The organism is Noviherbaspirillum phoenicis, assembly GCF_047237965.1.
Taxonomy (GTDB): Bacteria; Pseudomonadota; Gammaproteobacteria; order Burkholderiales; family Burkholderiaceae_D; genus Noviherbaspirillum_A.
The window spans coordinates 499,200-515,095 of record NZ_JBDFLX010000001.1; the positions used below are offsets into that span (position 1 = coordinate 499,200).

The window sequence follows — 15,896 nt, forward strand, 5'->3', positions numbered from 1 at the left end:
ATGCAGAAGAAGAGCTTAGCCATTTTCGTTGCCCTGGCCCTGTCCGCGTCGTTTGGCGCGCAGGCGGCAGGCGTGACCAACGCCATGCTGGAGAGCACCGGCAAGGACAATGCAAGCGTGCTGAACTGGGGCATCAGCCAGGACGGCCAGCGCTTTTCGCCGCTGACCCAGGTCAATGCCAAGAACGTATCCAAGCTGGTGCCGGCCTGGTCGTTCTCGTTTGGCGGCGAGAAGCAGCGCGGCCAGGAGTCGCAGCCGCTGATCTATAACGGCAAGATGTTCGTTACGGCGTCGTATTCGCGCATCTTTGCGCTGGACGCCAAGACCGGCAACAAGCTGTGGAAGTACGAGCACCGCCTGCCGGACGGCATCATGCCGTGCTGCGACGTGGTCAACCGCGGGGCCGCGCTGTACGACAACCTGGTGATCTTCAGCACCCTGGATGCGCAGCTGATCGCGCTGAACCAGGACACCGGCGAAGTGGTGTGGAAGGAGAAGGTCGACGACTACGCCGCTGGCTATTCCAACACCGCCGCGCCGCTGATTGCCAAGGGCCTGCTGCTGACCGGTGTGTCGGGCGGCGAGTTCGGCGTGGTGGGACGCGTCGAGGCGCGCGATCCGAAGACGGGCCAGCTGGTCTGGTCGCGCCCGATGGTCGAAGGCCACATGGGTTACAAGTACGATGCCGACGGCAAGGCCATCGAGAATGGCATTTCCGGCACCACCAACAAGACCTGGCCGGGCGACCTCTGGAAGACCGGCGGCGCGGCCACCTGGCTGGGCGGCACCTACGATCCCAAGACCGGCCTGGCCTACTTCGGCACCGGCAACCCTTCGCCATGGAACAGCCATCTGCGTCCCGGCGACAACCTGTATTCCTCGTCCACCGTGGCAATCGACGTGACCACCGGTCAGATCAAGTGGCACTACCAGACCACGCCGCATGACGGCTGGGACTTCGACGGCGTCAACGAGTTCGTGACCTTCGACCAGGGCGGCAAGCGCCTGGGCGGCAAGGCCGACCGCAACGGCTTCTTCTACGTGGTCGACGCCAACAACGGCAAGCTGGAAAACGCCTTCCCCTTCGTCAAGAAGATCACCTGGGCTACCGGTATCGACCTCAAGACCGGCCGGCCGAACTACACGCCCGAGGGCCGTCCCGGCGACCCGACCAAGGGTGCCGACGGCAAGAAGGGCCAGTCGGTGTTTGCCGCGCCGTCCTTCCTGGGCGGCAAGAACCAGATGCCGATGGCCTACAGCCCGAAGACCAGCCTGTTCTACGTGCCGGCCAACGAGTGGGGCATGGAGATCTGGAACGAGCCGATCACCTACAAGAAGGGCGCGGCCTTCCTTGGCGCGGGCTTCACCATCAAGCCCTTGAACGACGACTACATCGGCGCGTTGCGCGCCATCGACCCCAAGACCGGCAAGATCGCCTGGGAAGTCAAGAACAATGCGCCGCTGTGGGGTGGCGTGCTGGCGACCGCCGGCGACCTGGTGTTCTATGGCACGCCTGAAGGCTATCTGAAGGCGCTGGACGCGAAGACGGGCAAGGAGATGTGGAAGTTCCAGACCGGCTCCGGCGTCGTGGCGCCGCCGATCACCTGGCAGGAAGGCGGTACGCAATATGTGGCCGTGGTGTCGGGCTGGGGCGGCGCAGTGCCGCTGTGGGGCGGCGAAGTGGCCAAGAAGGTCAATTTCCTGGAGCAGGGCGGCTCGGTCTGGGTGTTCAAGCTGTCATCGCTGTAAAGACGTTTCGTTGTAGGCTCTCCCGCTGCCTTCAGGCAGACTTGCCGGTGACCATGATGTGGTTGCCGGTTTTTTTTGGCCTGCGGCAGGGCGAGGGGGAAATGGTGCAGTTGCAGTTGCTTCTGCGGTTGAGGTTGTTTTTGAAGTTGCCGTTGCCGTTGTAGTTGCCGTTGCTTTTGAAGTGGCAGTGAAATCCCGTTGAGCGCGCCGTGTCAGCGGTGCCCGGAGCGGGAAAAGGTGCGGCGTCTGTCTGAGTCAAGCGAAGCTTGGCGAGTTTAGCCGCGCCCCGCTCCGGGTACCGCTGACACGGGAACCCCGCGCAGCGGGGCGCGATCATCGGGTCGCCTTTTTTGGTTACTTTTTTGGCGAAGCAAAAAAGTAACCCGGCCGCCGGGACGGACTCCCGGCTTGTCTCCATGGCAGTGCAGCCGTGTTGCGTCACCCGGCAACGCACGGGCAGCACTGTCGGTGTTGTTGTTCAAAAGGCTTTGAACATTAAACCTTTAACGTCAAAAGCTAACTGCTGCTTCGCAGTGACGTCTTTACGGCGGGTGAAACAACACGACCTCACTATCGTCATGACCAGGCCGGGAGTTCGCCCCGGCAGGCGACCTACTTCTTTTGCTTCGCCAAAAGAAGTAGGCAAGAAAAGGCGACCCGGTGATCGCGCCCTCGCTGCGCGAGGGTCCCCGTGCCGTCGATGCATGGAGCGGGGCGCGGCTAAACTCGCCAAGCTGCGCTTGACTCAGACAGACGCCGCACCTTTTCCCGCTCCACGCACCGACGTCACGGCGCGCTCAACGGGATTTAAAAGCAACGGCAACTTCACAAGCAACTGCAACTGCAACTGCAACTGCAACTGCAACTGCAACTGCAACTGCAACTGCAACTGCAACTGCAACTGCAACTGCAACTGCAACTGCAACTGCAACTGCAACTGCAACTGCAACTGCAACTGCAACTGCAACTGCAACTGCAACTGCAACTGCAACTGCAACTGCAACTGCAACTGCAACTGCAACTGCAACTGCAAAAGCCGCTGCCGCTGCGCGATTTGCACTTTGCTCCTGCCCTGTGTACAATGCGACCTCTCAGACGCGGGGTGGAGCAGTCTGGCAGCTCGTCGGGCTCATAACCCGAAGGTCGTAGGTTCAAATCCTGCCCCCGCAACCAAGGTTTCAAAGCAAAAGGCCCGCAATCGCGGGCCTTTTGCTTTTCCCTTCCCCGTCACAGCGCGCCGTCAACGCGGCTTGTACTCCACCAGTTCCATTGCCACCCGGCCGCCGCTGTAGAAGGTGGTGGAAAGACGCTCGACCCGTTCCAGCTTCACCAGGCCGACGCCACGGCAATACCATTCGGTGGTGGTCACGGGCACCTTGTTGAAGCCGCGCACCGGGTCAGTGAAGAGCGTCATCTCGGCATGGCCGGCGACCCGGGCGCAATGGTCGAAGCTGCCGGCGGCAACCGTCAGCTTCTCATCTACCGCCTCGACCGTGTAGGTCATCAGCAAAGGTCGGCCATACTTGATCTCACGCGGGTATTCATTCTTGCGCAGCACCGTGTAGGCCACGGTCGGCGTGCGCCAGCTGTCGCCAAGCTTCAGCGGCAGCTTCAGCACCGTGCGCGGCGCTTCATCCAGGCTGGCCTGTTCCTGCAGGTCCAGGCGCTGGGCAATGCGCACGATGCCGTCCGGCCGTTCGCGCAGCCAGTATTCGATGCCGATGTTGTCGGGCGTCTCGCTGCGCCGGATGAACAGCGGCTTGCCGTCGTAGACGCGTTCGTCCAGCACCCGTATGGTCTGCTGGCTTCGGCTGGTGGCGCCGTCGCTTTCGGTCTCCACCGCATAGGTCCAGCGCGCGCCGGGCTGCAGCGGGAAGTAGGACGTGCTGTCCCTGGCGCCGCAGCCGGACAACGCCAGGAAGGTGAGCAGGGTGGTTGCGCGCATGCTCATTTCTCCGGCAGTTGAGGGGAGGGCGCGTCGCTGATGCGGATCTTGATCTTGGGGTCCGCCGCGTTGCGCAGCCATGAGTTGCTTGCGCCCAGCGCCGGCGGCTCGGTCGAACCGATCTGGCTTACGCCCTGGCGGTTCTTCTTCATCGCCTCGCCGAGCAGCGCATGCAGGTCGCGCGCATACGGCAGCTTGTAGGCCCTCGGTTCCTGCGCCGGCTTGTTGTCGCGCAGCGCATTGACCCAGATGTAGAGCGCGCCCTGCTGCTTTCTTTCCTTGTCGGGCTCTTCCACCACCACCGCCAGCAGCACGAACTTTTCCGGCGGGGTGTTCGGCGCCGGCCAGCCCAGCATGCCCTGGAACGCCGCCTGCGCGACGAAATAGGAAGCGGTCACCAGCAACACCATGCCTGCCTTGACCCATAGCGGCCAGCGCGTTGCCAGACATAGCAAGAGCAGCAGGAAGGCCAGGGCGACGTAGAGCAGGGTCAGCAGCAGGGAATGATCGGTCATGGCGATTGGACGATGGTTTTGGGCAGGGTGTTGATGTCGGCGACGTTGCCGTCGGCGGTGACGGTGAAGCGAACCGCGGTGCGCTCCGCGCCTTTGGCCGGAAGCCTGACGCTGCCGTAATAGACGACGTCGGCGCGCGGATTGACCTTGACCACGGACACGGTTACGTCCACCGGCGACTGGTTGCGGCTTTCGTAGTACTGCACGTTGACGGTGTATTCGCCGGGCGCGAAGCCGCGCAGCGTCACCACTTCCTGGTTCAGCGGATTGATCACTTCGCGGCCATTGACCAGCAGGGTGTCGCCGACGGTGCCGCGGTCGTCGCGGTCCAGGTGCATCAGGCCGCCTTCGCGCTGGCGGAACCAGGCCAGGTTGCCGGCCGGGTCCTGCACCCAGGTGTCGATGTCGTTGGGGTCGTTGTCGGGCCAGCTGACCGTGATGATGAACTCCGCCTTGGCCGGCACGTCGCCCGCCTTCTTCGCCTTCGGGTTCATCGCCAGCACCGCGATGATGAAGCAGAACACGAAGGCGATCAGAATGTTGAACAGCATGTCGTAGAACGGGTCGACATCGCTGTCGCGCCGGCTGCGCCGCCTTGGCATCAGGCAGCCTGTCCGAGCGCGGTCTCGGCGTACTGCATCGCGTCGGCCAGCAGTTCATCGGCGCAGCGGTCGAGCCGGGTCAGCTGCAGGCCCAGCAGCATGTTGGCCACCAGGCCGACCGCGGTGGTCAGCAGCGCGATGCCGAGGCCGCCGGTCAGGGTCTTCAGCAAGTCCTGTGTCTGGCTCGGATCGAAGCTTTCCAGCCGCGAGATCTGGATCGCGAGGATGGAAAAGCCGATCACCTTTCCCAGGAGGCCCAGCTTGATCTGGATGCCGTTGACCCACCAGGCGCCGTCATTGGGGCCGTGCAGCCGCTCGGCCAGCACGTCGGCCAGGCGGCCGCGCGCGCCGGCATCGGCCGGCTGCTGCGCCAGCAGGTTGCGGAAGTAATCATCGATATGGCTGTGCGGCCGGCCGCGCATGCCGCGACGCCAGCCTTCCATGCTGGCGCGCTCGGCGCACAGCCGCTGGCTGCGCCGGCCGCACCACAGCGTGGCCACGGCGAAGATGGCGACGATGGTCATGGTGATGCCGGTCGGGTCGGCATCCAGCAGCATGCGCCAGACGCCGTACTGCCACAGCAGAACTGCCGCAAACAGCAGCACGCCGGCGAAGGCCAGCCAGGTCAGGAAAAGCGTGTCGGCGGAAGCGGCGTCGCGCTGCATGGTGTCTCCATCGTTCTTGTGATGGAGGACGGAGGCAATTTCCATGCCCCGCGGCATGAACATGGAAGACCGCCGGCCCGGCGTCCGCGCTGCTCCAGCAGGAAACAATGCTGTTGCAAATTGGGACAGCCGGGCAGGGGGCTAGTGATGCAGCTTGCGGTAGATGGTGTTGCGCGATACGCCCAGCGCGCGCGCGGTGGCCGACACATTGCCGCCGTGCGCTTCCAGCGACTTGCGGATCACCGAGGTTTCCACGTCTTCCAGCGTGGTCATGTCGCTGACCACGCGGGTGACGGTGTCGGCCACTTCCCGGCGACGGGCGTGGCTGATGTCTTCCAGGAAGTCGTCAGGCAGATGGTCGATGCCGATCTCGGCATCGTCGCCCAGCATCACGATGGCGGTGCGCAGCAGGTTGGTCAGCTGGCGGAAATTGCCCGGCCAGTTGTGCTCCTTGAACATGCGCATGACTTCGGCCGACACCTTGCACGGATGGCCGTCGGATTCGCTTGCCAGCAGACGGTTGATCACCACTTCGAGGTCGGTGCGCTCGCGCAGCGGCGGCAGCTTCACCACCAAACCGTTGAGCCGGTAATACAGGTCTTCGCGGAAGGTGCCCTGGGCGATCATGTCGCGCAGGTTGCGGTTGGTGGCGCAGATCAGCGCGACATTCACCGGGATCGACTTGGTGCTGCCCAGCGGCGTGACCATGCGGTCCTGCAGCACCCGCAGCAGCCGCACCTGCAGGCTGACCGGCATGTCGCCGATCTCGTCGAGGAACAGGGTGCCGCCATTGGCCTGCAGGATCTTGCCGATGCTGCCTTTCTTGCGCGCGCCGGTGAAGGCGCCGTCTTCATAGCCGAACAGTTCGGACTCGATCAGGGTTTCGGGTATCGATGCGCAGTTCACCGCGACGAAGGGCCCGCCGCTGCGCGGCGAATCGTTGTGGATGGCCTGTGCCAGCAGGTCCTTGCCGGTGCCGGTCTCGCCGGTGACGAGTATTGAGATGTCCCGGCCCAGCACCTTGCCGACCTTGTCGATGAGCCGCTGCACCTGCGCATCGCCCGTGTTGAGGTAGCGCAGGCTGGACAGGCGGCGCGCGGCATTGTCGAAGGATTCGGCCCGTGCCGGCGCGACCGGCCTGGCTTGCTGGGCTGGCGCTTCCTGCTCGGCCGACAGTGGTGTCATGTTATGGAACACCATGTTCGTGCGGCGCATCTCGGCACGGGCATAGACCCGCACGCCGTTATGCAGGCACAGGTTCAGGAGCGACGGCGCGGCGGTACGGTAATGGTCGAACAGCGACGACACCGGCAGGCCGAACAGGGAGCTGAAGGTATGCGTCTGCAGCGCCGACAGCGGCAGGCCGAGCTGGAACAGGCCGCTGCGGCTGGCCGACAGGAAGCGGCCGCTCGGCGAGAACGATGCAATGCCTTCCATCAGCGTGCCGATGAATTCCGGGCGGCTGTGGAAGTGCAGGGTGATGGCTTCGTCGAAGGCGGCGGCGAACAGGTTGTTCTCTATCATCTGCGCCGACATGCGCACCAGCGCCATCGTGTGCTGATGGTAGCTGCGCTGGTCGCCGGTCACGTCGAGCACGCCGATCACGTTGCCCTGGTGATTGAAGATGGGCGAGGCCGAGCAGGTCAGGAAGTGATTGGCCACCAGGTAGTGCTGGTTGGCATGCACCAGGGTCGGCTTCTTCTCGACGATGGCGGTGCCGATCGCATTGGTGCCCTTGCCCTCCTCAGACCAGGAAACGCCCGGCTGCAGCGCCACGCGGTTGGCTTTTTCCAGGAAGTCGGCGTCGCCCAGCGCATGGACGATCACGCCGTTGGCATCGGTCAGCACCACCATGTTGTGGGTGTTGACGATCTGCTCGTAGAGCGTCTCCATCACCGGCAGCGCATGGGTGTGCAGCACCCGGTTCTGCTCGACCAGCAGGCTCAGGTCGCTGCGGCCGAGGGGGCTGAAGTCGGGATGCTCGGTCTCGGAGAGGCCGTAGGATGCGCAACGCTGATGGGATTCATTAAGCATGATGTTCGAGCAGATTGCAGAAAGCATGCCATCTCTTCCTGCCGCTGCGCGAACGCCGGAACCGGCTTCGCCGGTGTTGTCTCCTGCCATAACCGCTCCTTCTTGGTTTGAGGGCGTGATGCACTTTAAGTAGCTATTTTTTCGCAATGGTACACCTGTTGAGAAATGGCGCAACCGTTTACCGAACAGCGCGTAAGGCAAGGTGGGAAGCCGGCTGGCACGGCAATTGCGGTAGGGAGGGCATTCGCTTTTCATACACAGGAGACATTTCATGCGCAAGACATCCTTCCTCTGCACCCTGGTCCTGGCGGCTTCCGCCTTTCTTTCGCCGGCGGCGCATGCCCACGGCGACGTGACGCCGCAGGTGGTCGATACCAAGACGCTGCCGCCGCTGGGCGACAAGTGGGCCGCCGAGAATCCTTACCGCGACAACAAGGAAGCGCAGAAGGTCGGCGCCTCGGCTTTTGGCGCCAATTGCGCACGCTGCCACGGCATCGAGGCGATCTCGGGCGGCATCGCGCCCGACCTGCGGCTGCTGGACCGCGACTGCATGACGCAGAAAATCGAAGCCAAGCGCAAGGCCTGCATCAAGGACAACGACGAATACTTCAGCAGCAGCGTGCGCAAGGGCAAGGTGCGCAACGGCGCGGTCTACATGCCGCCGTTCGAGGGCGTGCTGAACCAGGAAGCGGTGTGGGCCATCAAGGCTTATCTGGAAACCCGGCGCGAGGTGAAGTAACGCCTTACCTCGTACCCACCAGGCCGCCATGCAACGATGGCGGCCGTATAAAAATATTGGAGACCTCATGTTTTTTCCCCTCATACGCTGCGCGGCCACGCTGATGCTGGCCTGCCTTGCGCTGACGATGTCGGCGCCGGCCAGCGCCGACATGGACAAGATCCGCCAGTCCGGCTCCCTCAAGGTGGCGGTCTACAAGGACATGGCGCCGTTTTCCTCGGACGATGGCGGCATCGATGTCGACATCGCCGACGCGCTGGCGAAAAAGCTCGGCCTGAAACTGGCGCTGCTGCCCTTTCCCGCCGGCGAGGAAGTGGGCGACGACCTGCGCAACATGGTGTGGAAGGGCCATTACCTCGGCTACGGGCCGGCCGACGTGATGCTGCATGTGCCGGTGGACCGCTTCCTGGTCGCCCGCAATGACAAGGTAGAGATCTTCGCGCCGTACTACCGCGAGACCGTGCGCCTGGCCTACAGCAAGGACGCGGTGCCGCGCTTCGACGGCCTGGATTCGCTGCAGGGACGCGAGATCGGCGTGGAAAAGGTGTCCATCGCCGCCGTGCTGCTGCTGGGCGAGGGCGACGGCAAGTTCCGCGACAAGGTGCGCATCTATCCGACCGCGGTCGAGGCGCTGCAGGACCTGAAGGCCGGCAAGCTGGCCGGCGTGCTGGCCCACCGCTCCGAGATCGAATCGGTGCTGCGCGACGATGCCCGTTTCGGCATCCAGCAGGTGGCGTTCCAGCGGCTGCCGGCGCAGGGCTGGGCGGTCGGCATGGCGGTGAAAAAGGAGGCGCGCGACCTGGCGCAGGCGCTGCAGCAGGCGCTGGCCGAGCTGACCGCCTCGGGCGAAATGGGCCGCATCTTCGCCAGGCATGGCGTCCAGCCTGTCACGCCCTAGGGCCGCGCGGCTGGCCGTGCTGCGGGCGGCATTAGCCTGGCTGCTGCTGGCCTGCTTCACCGCCGGGCCGGCGCTGGCCGGCGCGCTCACGCGCGAAGCGCTGGCGCGCTATTTCCCGTCGCCGCTGATGGTGGGCGAGCGCGACGCCACGCTGCCGGTCTGGCCGCTGCTGCGCCAGAACGCCACCGCCACCGAGCTGGTGGGCTATGCCTTCGAATCCATCGACTTCGCGCCGGTGCCCGGCTTTTCCGGCGTGCCGATCAACCTGCTGGTGGCCATCGATCCGAAGGGACAGTTTCTGGACGTACGGGTGGTGTCCCACCATGAGCCGGTGTTCCTCGAAGGCCTGGGCGAGGCGCCGATGGCGCGCTTTGCCAGCCAGTACCGCGGCCTGGCGCTGCACCAGAGCATCGCCATCGACACCGCGCCGCGCGCCGGACCGAAGCAGGATGGCAATGTGGTCCATATCGACGGCGTGGCCAAGGCCACCGCCTCGGTGCGCATCATCAACCAGAGCGTGCTGTCGTCGGCGCTGAAGCTGGCGCGCGCCCGGCTGGGCTTTGCCGGCGCGGCCGACCCCGATCAGATCGCTCGCCTGAAGCCGGATGTGTTCGAGAGCCTGTCCTTCGAGGCATTGCAGAAGGAGGGCCTGGTCAAGCATGTGACGCTGACCAACCGCCAGGCCGAAGCGGCCTTTGCCGACAGCGACGCGGCCGGCATCGATGCCGAGGCGCTGGCCAGGCCGGATGCGGTGATGAGCGACTTCTACGTCGCGCTGGCCTCGGTGCCCAGCGTCGGGCGCAACCTGCTGACGCCGGCATCCTGGAACAAGCTGGCAGGCCGGCTGGACCCCGGCGACCATGCGCTGCTGGTGCTGTATGAAGGGCGCTACGGCATCACCGGCGACGACTTCGTGGCCGGCACCGCGCCCGACCGCCTGCTGCTGAAGCAGAACGGGCTGGCCATCGAAATGCGTGACCTCGACCTGGATCTGAAAACCACGGAGCCGGCGCTGCGCGGCAGGTCGCTGCGGGTGTTCCGCATCATTGCCCAGTCGGGGCTGGACCTGGCGCATCCGCTCGAACTGGCGCTGGTGGTCAGGCGTGCCAAGGGCATCATCTATCCGGAGCGCTTCCAGCGCGAGTTTGCCAGCCGGCTGGCGCTGCCGGCGCGCTTTTACGATGCGCCGGTTGCCGCCGACAAGACCTGGGTGGCGGTATGGAAGCAGCGCTGGCCCGACCTGGCGCTGCTGGCGGCCGGGCTACTGGTGCTGACGGTGGCGCTGGCGCGGCAGAAAGCGCTGACGTCCAGCCGGCGCCGCTTTGCCTGGTTCCGCCAGGGCTATCTGTTGTTCACCGCCTTGTTCATCGGCTGGCATGCGCAGGGCCAGCTCTCCATCGTCAACCTGACCGGCCTGCTGCAGGCGATGCGCGACGGCCGCGACCTGTCCTTTTTCCTGTACGACCCGATGACGGTGTCGCTGTGGGCCTTCGTGCTGGTGTCGCTGCTGGTCTGGGGACGCGGCACCTTCTGCGGCTGGCTGTGCCCGTTCGGCGCGCTGCAGGAATTCGTCGGCAAGGCGGCGCGCCTGCTGCGGGTGCCGCAGATCAGGCTGCGGCGCGCCACCGACGCCCGGTTGAAGCTGCTGAACTACCTGGCGCTGGCGACCATCCTGGCCAGCGTTTTCCTGGCGCCGGCATGGACCGACGCGCTGGTGGAAGCCGAACCGTTCAAGACCGCGATCACGCTGAACTTCGTGCGCTCCTGGCCCTTCGTGCTGTATGCCGGCGGCCTGTTGCTGGGCAGCGCAGTGGTCTACAAGTTCTTCTGCCGCTACCTGTGCCCGTTCGGCGCCGGCCTGGCCGTGCTCGGCCGGCTCCGGCTGTTCGACTGGCTGCCGCGCCGCAAGGAATGCGGCAAGCCGTGCCAGACCTGCCGCCACCGCTGCGAATACGAAGCGATCCGCCCGGATGGCGGCATACGCTACGACGACTGCTTTCAGTGCATGGACTGCGTGGTGATCCACCAGAGCGACGCGCTGTGCGCGCCGCTGATCCTGGAAAAGAAGCGCGCCCGCGTCATTCCCGTGCATTCCCTGTCTTCCTGACCTGCAAGGAGCCGCGATGCAACGCCGTACCTTCCTCTCCGCCGCAATGGGCCTGGGCACGGCCGGCGCGCTGGGCTGGGGCCTGTTGCGGCCCGCGGCCGGCGAGCTTGCGCGCGGGCCGCGGGCGCGGCTGCGCATGCATGCCGGCGCCGACCTCGCCTTCGGCACCGAGATCAGCGTCAGGGTGCTGCACGACGATGCCCGCGTTGCCGAGCTGGCGATTGCCGATGCGCTGGCCCAGGCGCGCACGGTGGATGCGCTCATGAGCATCTACCGGCCCGGCAGCCAGGTACATACGCTGAACCGCGACGGCTGCCTGGCGCAGCCCAGCCCGCATCTGCTGGCGGTGCTGCAGGAAGCGGCCCGGCTGTCGGCCCTGAGCGACGGCGCGTTCGACATCACCGTGCAGCCGCTGTGGGACCTGGCGCGGCAGGGGCAAGACGGCGCGCCGGCGCTGTCGCTGATAGGCTGGCGGCGCATCAGCGCGGACGCCAGCGGCGTCATTTTGCAGCCCGGCATGGCGATCACCCTGAACGGCATCGCGCAGGGCTATGCGCTGGACCTCGCGCGCGCCGCGCTGGCGGCGCGCGGCATCCGCCATGCGCTGATCGACACCGGCGAATTCGGCGCGCTGGGCCAGGCTGAACAGGGCAGGGCCTGGACTCTCGGCGTGCGCGACCCGCGCCGGGCGGAGGGCTATGCCGGCGCGCTCGCGCTCGACGGCCGCTGCGTCGCGACTTCGGGGGACTACGCGAGCGCCTTCAGCGCCGACTTCCGCCGTCACCATATCTTCGACCCTGCCACCGGCGCCTCGCCGGCCGAACTCGCCGCCGTGACGGTTGCCGCGCCCACCGGCATCCTGGCCGACGGCCTCTCGACCGCCTGCATGGTGATGGGCGCCCGGCGCTCGCTGGCCCTGGCGGCCGGCATCGAGGGCGTCGACCTGCTGGCCATCGACAAGGCGGGCCGGCACTGGCACAGCGCCGGTCTGCGCTGGCAGCCGGCGGCGGGATAGGGATGCCTTCTGCGGTTCCACATGCGGGCATGTCTTGCTTCTCTGCAAGGCGGGGCGTGTCCGCATTTGCTGTTACCATTCCTGCCTTTCTGTTGTTGTCCGCCATCCTTCCAGTTCACCTCTCCACCGTCCCGCCATGCCTTCGATCCTTGCGCTGAACCGTTTTTTCCTTTTGTTTGCGATGCTGTTTCTGTCCGTCTGCGGACTGGCCCAGGCCCAGGAAGCGCCCGACGCGCTGATACGCCGCGTCAGCCAGGAAGTCATGGATCTCGCCCGCAACGATCCGGCCATCCAGGCCGGCGACCGCAGGCGCATCTATGCGGTGGTCGAGTCGCGCATCCTGCCGCACCTGGATTTCCAGCGCGGCACCGCGCTGACCATGGGCCGCAACTGGCGCCAGGCCACGCCCGAGCAGCGCCAGAAATTGTCGGAGGAATTCCGCAACCTGCTGCTGCACACCTATGCCGGCGCGATGTCGCAGATCAAGGACCAGACCATGACCTTCAAGCCGCTGCGCATGGACCCGACCGACACCGATGTCGAAGTGCGTTCGGAGGTACGTTTGCCGCGTCGGCCGGAGCCGGTGGAGGTGAGCTATCGGCTGCACAAGTCCACCAGCGGCTGGAAGATCTACGACGTCAATGTGATGGGCGCCTGGCTCAGCGAGACCTACCGCACCACCTTTGCTTCGGAAGTGAACAAGGGGGGGATCGATGGGCTGATCCATACGCTGGAAGAGAAGAACCGGCAACTGGCGGCGCGTGATGCGCAGGAAGGGAGCAAGCCGTAACGAAGATAGCTTGTCATATGTAGTGACGCGTGGCCACATTGCATCCGACAGATAACGGTTGCGGTTGCCGTTGCCGTTGCCGTTGCAGTTGCAGTTGCTTTTGAAGTTGCGGTGGCAGTTGCAGTGAAATCCCGTTGAGCGCGCCGTGTCAGCGGTGCCCGGAGCGGGAAAAGGTGCGGCGTCTGTCTGAGTCAAGCGAAGCTTGGCGAGTTTAGCCGCGCCCCGCTTCGGGTACCGCTGGCACGGGCACCCCGCGCAGCGGGGCGCGATCACCGGGTCGCCTTTTTTTGGTTACTTTTTTGGCGAAGCAAAAAAAGTGACCCGGCTGCCGGGACGGACTCCCGGCTTGTCTCCACGGCAGTGCAGCCGTCTTGCGTCACCCGGCAACGCACGGGAAGCACTGTCGTAGTTGTTGTTCAAAAGGTTTTGGACATTAAACCTTTAACGTCAAAAGCTAACTGCTGCTTCGCAGTGACGTCTTTACGGCGGGTGAAACAACACGACCTCACTATCGTCATGACCAGGCCGGGAGTTCGCCCCGGCAGGCGACCTACTTCTTTTGCTTCGCCAAAAGAAGTAGGCAAGAAAAGGCGACCCGGTGATCGCGCCCTCGCTGCGCGAGGGTTCCCGTGCCGTCGATGCATGGAGCGGGGCGCGGCTAAACTCGCCAAGCTAAAGCTTGGCTCAGACAGACGCCGCACCTTTTCCCGCTCCATGCACCGACGTCACGGCGCGCTCAACGGGATTTAAAAGCAACGGCAACTTCACAAGCAACGGCAACTTCACAAGCAACTGCAACTGCAACTGCAACTGCAACTGCAACTGCAACTGCAACTGCAACGGCAACGGCAACGGCAACTGCAACGGCAACGGCAACGGCAACGGCAACGGCAACGGCAACGGCAACGGCAACGGCAACGGCAACTGCAACTGCAACTGCAACTGCAACTGCAACTGCAACTGCAACTGCAACTGCAACTGCAACTGCAACTGCAACTGCAACTGCAACTGCAACTGCAACTGCGCACACGTTGAAGCCAACCATTACCGCTTCCACCCAAGTCCCAGACGCCATCGCGCCACGATCGCAAACTGCAAAGACCCGGTCAACCGGCATGGTCACGCGCCCACCGGCGCCACGCCCCTGCGAACCATGTCTTCCTACGAAAGCAAGGTCAGCGACAGAGGCCGCCGCGCTACTGCCTCTCCCTCACCAGCCCGCCGCAGCACCATCGCTGCGCGGATCCGAACCGCCCTCCAGCAAGCCATTCGGATGGCGGATGATCGCGCCCGCATGGCCCATGGTTTCATCCCAGGCGTCCAGCACATCCACCTCATGTCCCATGGCCCGCAACGCAGCCACCGTCTCGCCGGAAAAACGCGCTTCCAGTTTCAGGGAGTCGGTGGTCTGGCCCCAGGTGCGGCCCAGCAGCCAGCGTGGCGCGCTGATGGCGGCCTGCGGGTTCATGCCGAACAGCGCGATGCGCGAAAACACCGCGCTCTGCGACTGCGGCTGGCCATCGCCGCCCATGTTGCCGTAGACCAGGGTGCGGCCGTCGTCGAAGCGCGCCAGCGCCGGGTTCAGGGTGTGGAAGGGCTTGCGGCCCGGTGTCAGCGGGTTGCGCGCCGCCGGGTCGAGGCTGAAGCTGCAGCCGCGGTTCTGCCAGTTCACGCCCGAGGCGGGCAGCACGATGCCGCTGCCGAACTCATGGTAGATGCTCTGGATGAAGCTGACCGCCACGCCGTCACGGTCGATCACGCCCATCCAGATCGTGTCGGCCGGACCCATGCCCTTGCCCCAGGGCGCGGCATGCAGCGGGTCGATGGCGGCAGCCATCCGGTCCAGCGCGTCGGGCGCCAGCAGGCTTTGCGGGTCGACCGTCATGTAGGCCGGGTCGGTGATGTCGCGGTCGCGAATGGCGAAGGCGCGCTTGGTCGCCTCGACGCAGGCATGCACGAAGGGCGCGCCGGCCGGGTCCATGCCGGCCTGCAGCAGCCGGTCGATCTGGCCCAGGATCAGCAGCGACACCAGGCCCTGCGTCGGCGGCGGCATGTTGTAGACCGTGCCCAGGCTGTGCCGCAGCGCCAGCGAGGTTTTCCATTCGGCGCGGTGGCGGGTCAGGTCGTCCAGCGCCAGCGGGCTGTCCAGCCGCGCCAGGTCGGCGGCCATGGACCGGGCCAGGTCGCCGCGGTAGAAGTCGTCCAGGCCGGCGCGGGCCAGCTGTTCCAGCGTGGCGGCCAGCCGCGGCTGCAGGAACAGGCTGCCGGCGTCGGGCACGGCGCCGCCGGGCAGGAAGGTGTCGGCAAAGCCGGCGATGCCGACCAGTTCGTCGCGCTTGCCGGCGGTGCAGCGCGCCTGGCTCAGCGTCACCGGGATGCCGTGGCGGGCATAGTCGATCGCATCCTGCAGCAGCCGCGCCAGCGGCAGGCGTCCGCCCAGTGCCTCGCGCGAATAGCCCTGTGCCGCATCCCAGCCGGAAATGGTGCCGGCGACCGTGTTGGCCGCGACGCCGCCGCGAAACGGAATGGCGGACAGGCCACGCTCACGGTAGGAGGCAATGCTGGCCGCGCCTGCCGCGGCGCCGCAGGCTTCCAGCCCGCGCGGCGCCTCGCCCGGCCGGGCAATCAGCCAGAAGCCATCGCCGCCTATGCTGTTCATGTGCGGATAGACCACGGCGATCGTGGCGGCGGCGGCAATCATCGCCTCGACCGCATTGCCGCCCTCGCGCAGCACCGCCATCGCGCTCTGCGCCGCCAGCGCATTGGGGGCGGTTGCCATTCCATGCCGGCCGCGCGCCGGGTTGGGGGATGCATTCATCATTTGGCGCTCCGTGGCC

Annotated in this window: 15 protein-coding genes and 1 tRNA gene; 7 read left to right on the top strand and 9 right to left on the bottom strand. The window is 65.5% G+C overall.

Translation table 11 applies throughout. The features are described 5' to 3' along the window. Nucleotides 1–1,749, top strand: coding sequence for a PQQ-dependent methanol/ethanol family dehydrogenase (locus tag ABC383_RS02270; RefSeq protein ID WP_413011587.1), 1,749 nt, complete (start codon nt 1–3; stop codon nt 1,747–1,749). 31 nt (nt 1,750–1,780) lie between these two features. Here ABC383_RS02270 and ABC383_RS02275 read toward each other — a convergent pair whose 3' ends face one another. Then, entirely contained in the window at nt 1,781–2,167 is a 387-nt protein-coding gene (locus ABC383_RS02275) for a hypothetical protein (protein WP_413011589.1), read from the bottom strand. A 327-nt stretch (nt 2,168–2,494) separates the two neighbouring features. Beyond that, nucleotides 2,495–2,809, bottom strand: a complete 315-nt coding sequence (locus tag ABC383_RS02280) for a hypothetical protein (protein WP_413011590.1) — start codon at nt 2,807–2,809, stop codon at nt 2,495–2,497. Between the two features lie 36 nt (nt 2,810–2,845). Between ABC383_RS02280 and ABC383_RS02285 the strand changes: the two genes are divergently transcribed. Beyond that, nucleotides 2,846–2,922, top strand: a tRNA-Met gene (locus tag ABC383_RS02285). Nucleotides 2,923–2,989: 67 nt separating this feature from the next. On the opposite strand, the gene ABC383_RS02290 is transcribed toward ABC383_RS02285, so the two are convergent. From ABC383_RS02290 to ABC383_RS02310, 5 genes are all read right to left on the bottom strand, one after another. Beyond that, nucleotides 2,990–3,694, bottom strand: a complete 705-nt coding sequence (locus ABC383_RS02290) for a hypothetical protein (protein WP_413011592.1) — start codon at nt 3,692–3,694, stop codon at nt 2,990–2,992. Nucleotides 3,695–3,696: 2 nt separating this feature from the next. Beyond that, on the bottom strand, nt 3,697–4,209 hold the full coding sequence (locus ABC383_RS02295) for a hypothetical protein (protein ID WP_413011593.1): 513 nt from the start codon (nt 4,207–4,209) through the stop codon (nt 3,697–3,699). After that, a complete protein-coding gene (locus tag ABC383_RS02300; RefSeq protein WP_413011595.1) occupies nt 4,206–4,811 on the bottom strand; it encodes a DUF2135 domain-containing protein in 606 nt (201 codons plus the stop codon). The genes ABC383_RS02295 and ABC383_RS02300 overlap by 4 nt, the downstream gene beginning before the upstream one ends. Next, the gene (locus ABC383_RS02305; protein ID WP_413011597.1) at nt 4,811–5,521 is read right to left on the bottom strand and encodes a hypothetical protein; all 711 of its coding nucleotides are present in this window, start codon (nt 5,519–5,521) and stop codon (nt 4,811–4,813) included. Before ABC383_RS02305 ends, ABC383_RS02300 begins: the two co-directional genes overlap by 1 nt. Nucleotides 5,522–5,617: 96 nt before the next feature. Then, the gene (locus ABC383_RS02310) at nt 5,618–7,537 is read right to left on the bottom strand and encodes a sigma-54-dependent Fis family transcriptional regulator (protein ID WP_413011599.1); all 1,920 of its coding nucleotides are present in this window, start codon (nt 7,535–7,537) and stop codon (nt 5,618–5,620) included. A gap of 244 nt (nt 7,538–7,781) precedes the next feature. Here ABC383_RS02310 and pedF point away from each other — a divergent pair, with 244 nt between their 5' ends. The 5 genes from pedF to ABC383_RS02335 all read left to right on the top strand — a co-directional run bounded on the left by pedF (nt 7,782) and on the right by ABC383_RS02335 (nt 13,059). After that, a complete protein-coding gene (gene pedF / locus ABC383_RS02315) occupies nt 7,782–8,249 on the top strand; it encodes a cytochrome c-550 PedF (protein ID WP_413011601.1) in 468 nt (155 codons plus the stop codon). A gap of 67 nt (nt 8,250–8,316) precedes the next feature. Beyond that, a complete protein-coding gene (locus tag ABC383_RS02320; protein WP_413011603.1) occupies nt 8,317–9,147 on the top strand; it encodes a substrate-binding periplasmic protein in 831 nt (276 codons plus the stop codon). Further along, on the top strand, nt 9,122–11,254 hold the full coding sequence (locus ABC383_RS02325) for a 4Fe-4S binding protein (RefSeq protein ID WP_413011605.1): 2,133 nt from the start codon (nt 9,122–9,124) through the stop codon (nt 11,252–11,254). Before ABC383_RS02320 ends, ABC383_RS02325 begins: the two co-directional genes overlap by 26 nt. A 16-nt stretch (nt 11,255–11,270) precedes the next feature. After that, nucleotides 11,271–12,269: an FAD:protein FMN transferase gene (locus ABC383_RS02330; protein ID WP_413011607.1), complete on the top strand. Its 999-nt coding sequence runs from the start codon at nt 11,271–11,273 to the stop codon at nt 12,267–12,269. A 136-nt stretch (nt 12,270–12,405) separates the two neighbouring features. Further along, the gene (locus ABC383_RS02335; RefSeq protein WP_413011609.1) at nt 12,406–13,059 is read left to right on the top strand and encodes an MlaC/ttg2D family ABC transporter substrate-binding protein; all 654 of its coding nucleotides are present in this window, start codon (nt 12,406–12,408) and stop codon (nt 13,057–13,059) included. 684 nt (nt 13,060–13,743) lie between these two features. Here ABC383_RS02335 and ABC383_RS02340 read toward each other — a convergent pair. Further along, nucleotides 13,744–14,073 (bottom strand): hypothetical protein, encoded by a 330-nt coding sequence (locus ABC383_RS02340; protein WP_413011611.1) that lies wholly within the window; start codon nt 14,071–14,073, stop codon nt 13,744–13,746. Nucleotides 14,074–14,269: 196 nt separating this feature from the next. Then, nucleotides 14,270–15,880 (bottom strand): gamma-glutamyltransferase family protein, encoded by a 1,611-nt coding sequence (locus ABC383_RS02345; RefSeq protein WP_413011613.1) that lies wholly within the window; start codon nt 15,878–15,880, stop codon nt 14,270–14,272. Nucleotides 15,881–15,896 lie beyond the last annotated feature (16 nt).

Coding starts and splice junctions, on each gene's coding strand:
- ABC383_RS02330 (WP_413011607.1), top strand. CDS start 11,271: ATGCAACGCCGTACCTTCCTCTCCGCCGCAATGGGCCTGGGCACGGCC.
- ABC383_RS02270 (WP_413011587.1), top strand. CDS start 1: ATGCAGAAGAAGAGCTTAGCCATTTTCGTTGCCCTGGCCCTGTCCGCG.
- ABC383_RS02290 (WP_413011592.1), bottom strand. CDS start 3,694: ATGCGCGCAACCACCCTGCTCACCTTCCTGGCGTTGTCCGGCTGCGGC.
- ABC383_RS02345 (WP_413011613.1), bottom strand. CDS start 15,880: ATGATGAATGCATCCCCCAACCCGGCGCGCGGCCGGCATGGAATGGCA.
- ABC383_RS02275 (WP_413011589.1), bottom strand. CDS start 2,167: ATGGAGACAAGCCGGGAGTCCGTCCCGGCGGCCGGGTTACTTTTTTGC.
- ABC383_RS02320 (WP_413011603.1), top strand. CDS start 8,317: ATGTTTTTTCCCCTCATACGCTGCGCGGCCACGCTGATGCTGGCCTGC.
- pedF (WP_413011601.1), top strand. CDS start 7,782: ATGCGCAAGACATCCTTCCTCTGCACCCTGGTCCTGGCGGCTTCCGCC.
- ABC383_RS02335 (WP_413011609.1), top strand. CDS start 12,406: ATGCCTTCGATCCTTGCGCTGAACCGTTTTTTCCTTTTGTTTGCGATG.
- ABC383_RS02300 (WP_413011595.1), bottom strand. CDS start 4,811: ATGCCAAGGCGGCGCAGCCGGCGCGACAGCGATGTCGACCCGTTCTAC.
- ABC383_RS02310 (WP_413011599.1), bottom strand. CDS start 7,537: ATGCTTTCTGCAATCTGCTCGAACATCATGCTTAATGAATCCCATCAG.
- ABC383_RS02295 (WP_413011593.1), bottom strand. CDS start 4,209: ATGACCGATCATTCCCTGCTGCTGACCCTGCTCTACGTCGCCCTGGCC.
- ABC383_RS02305 (WP_413011597.1), bottom strand. CDS start 5,521: ATGGAAATTGCCTCCGTCCTCCATCACAAGAACGATGGAGACACCATG.
- ABC383_RS02325 (WP_413011605.1), top strand. CDS start 9,122: ATGGCGTCCAGCCTGTCACGCCCTAGGGCCGCGCGGCTGGCCGTGCTG.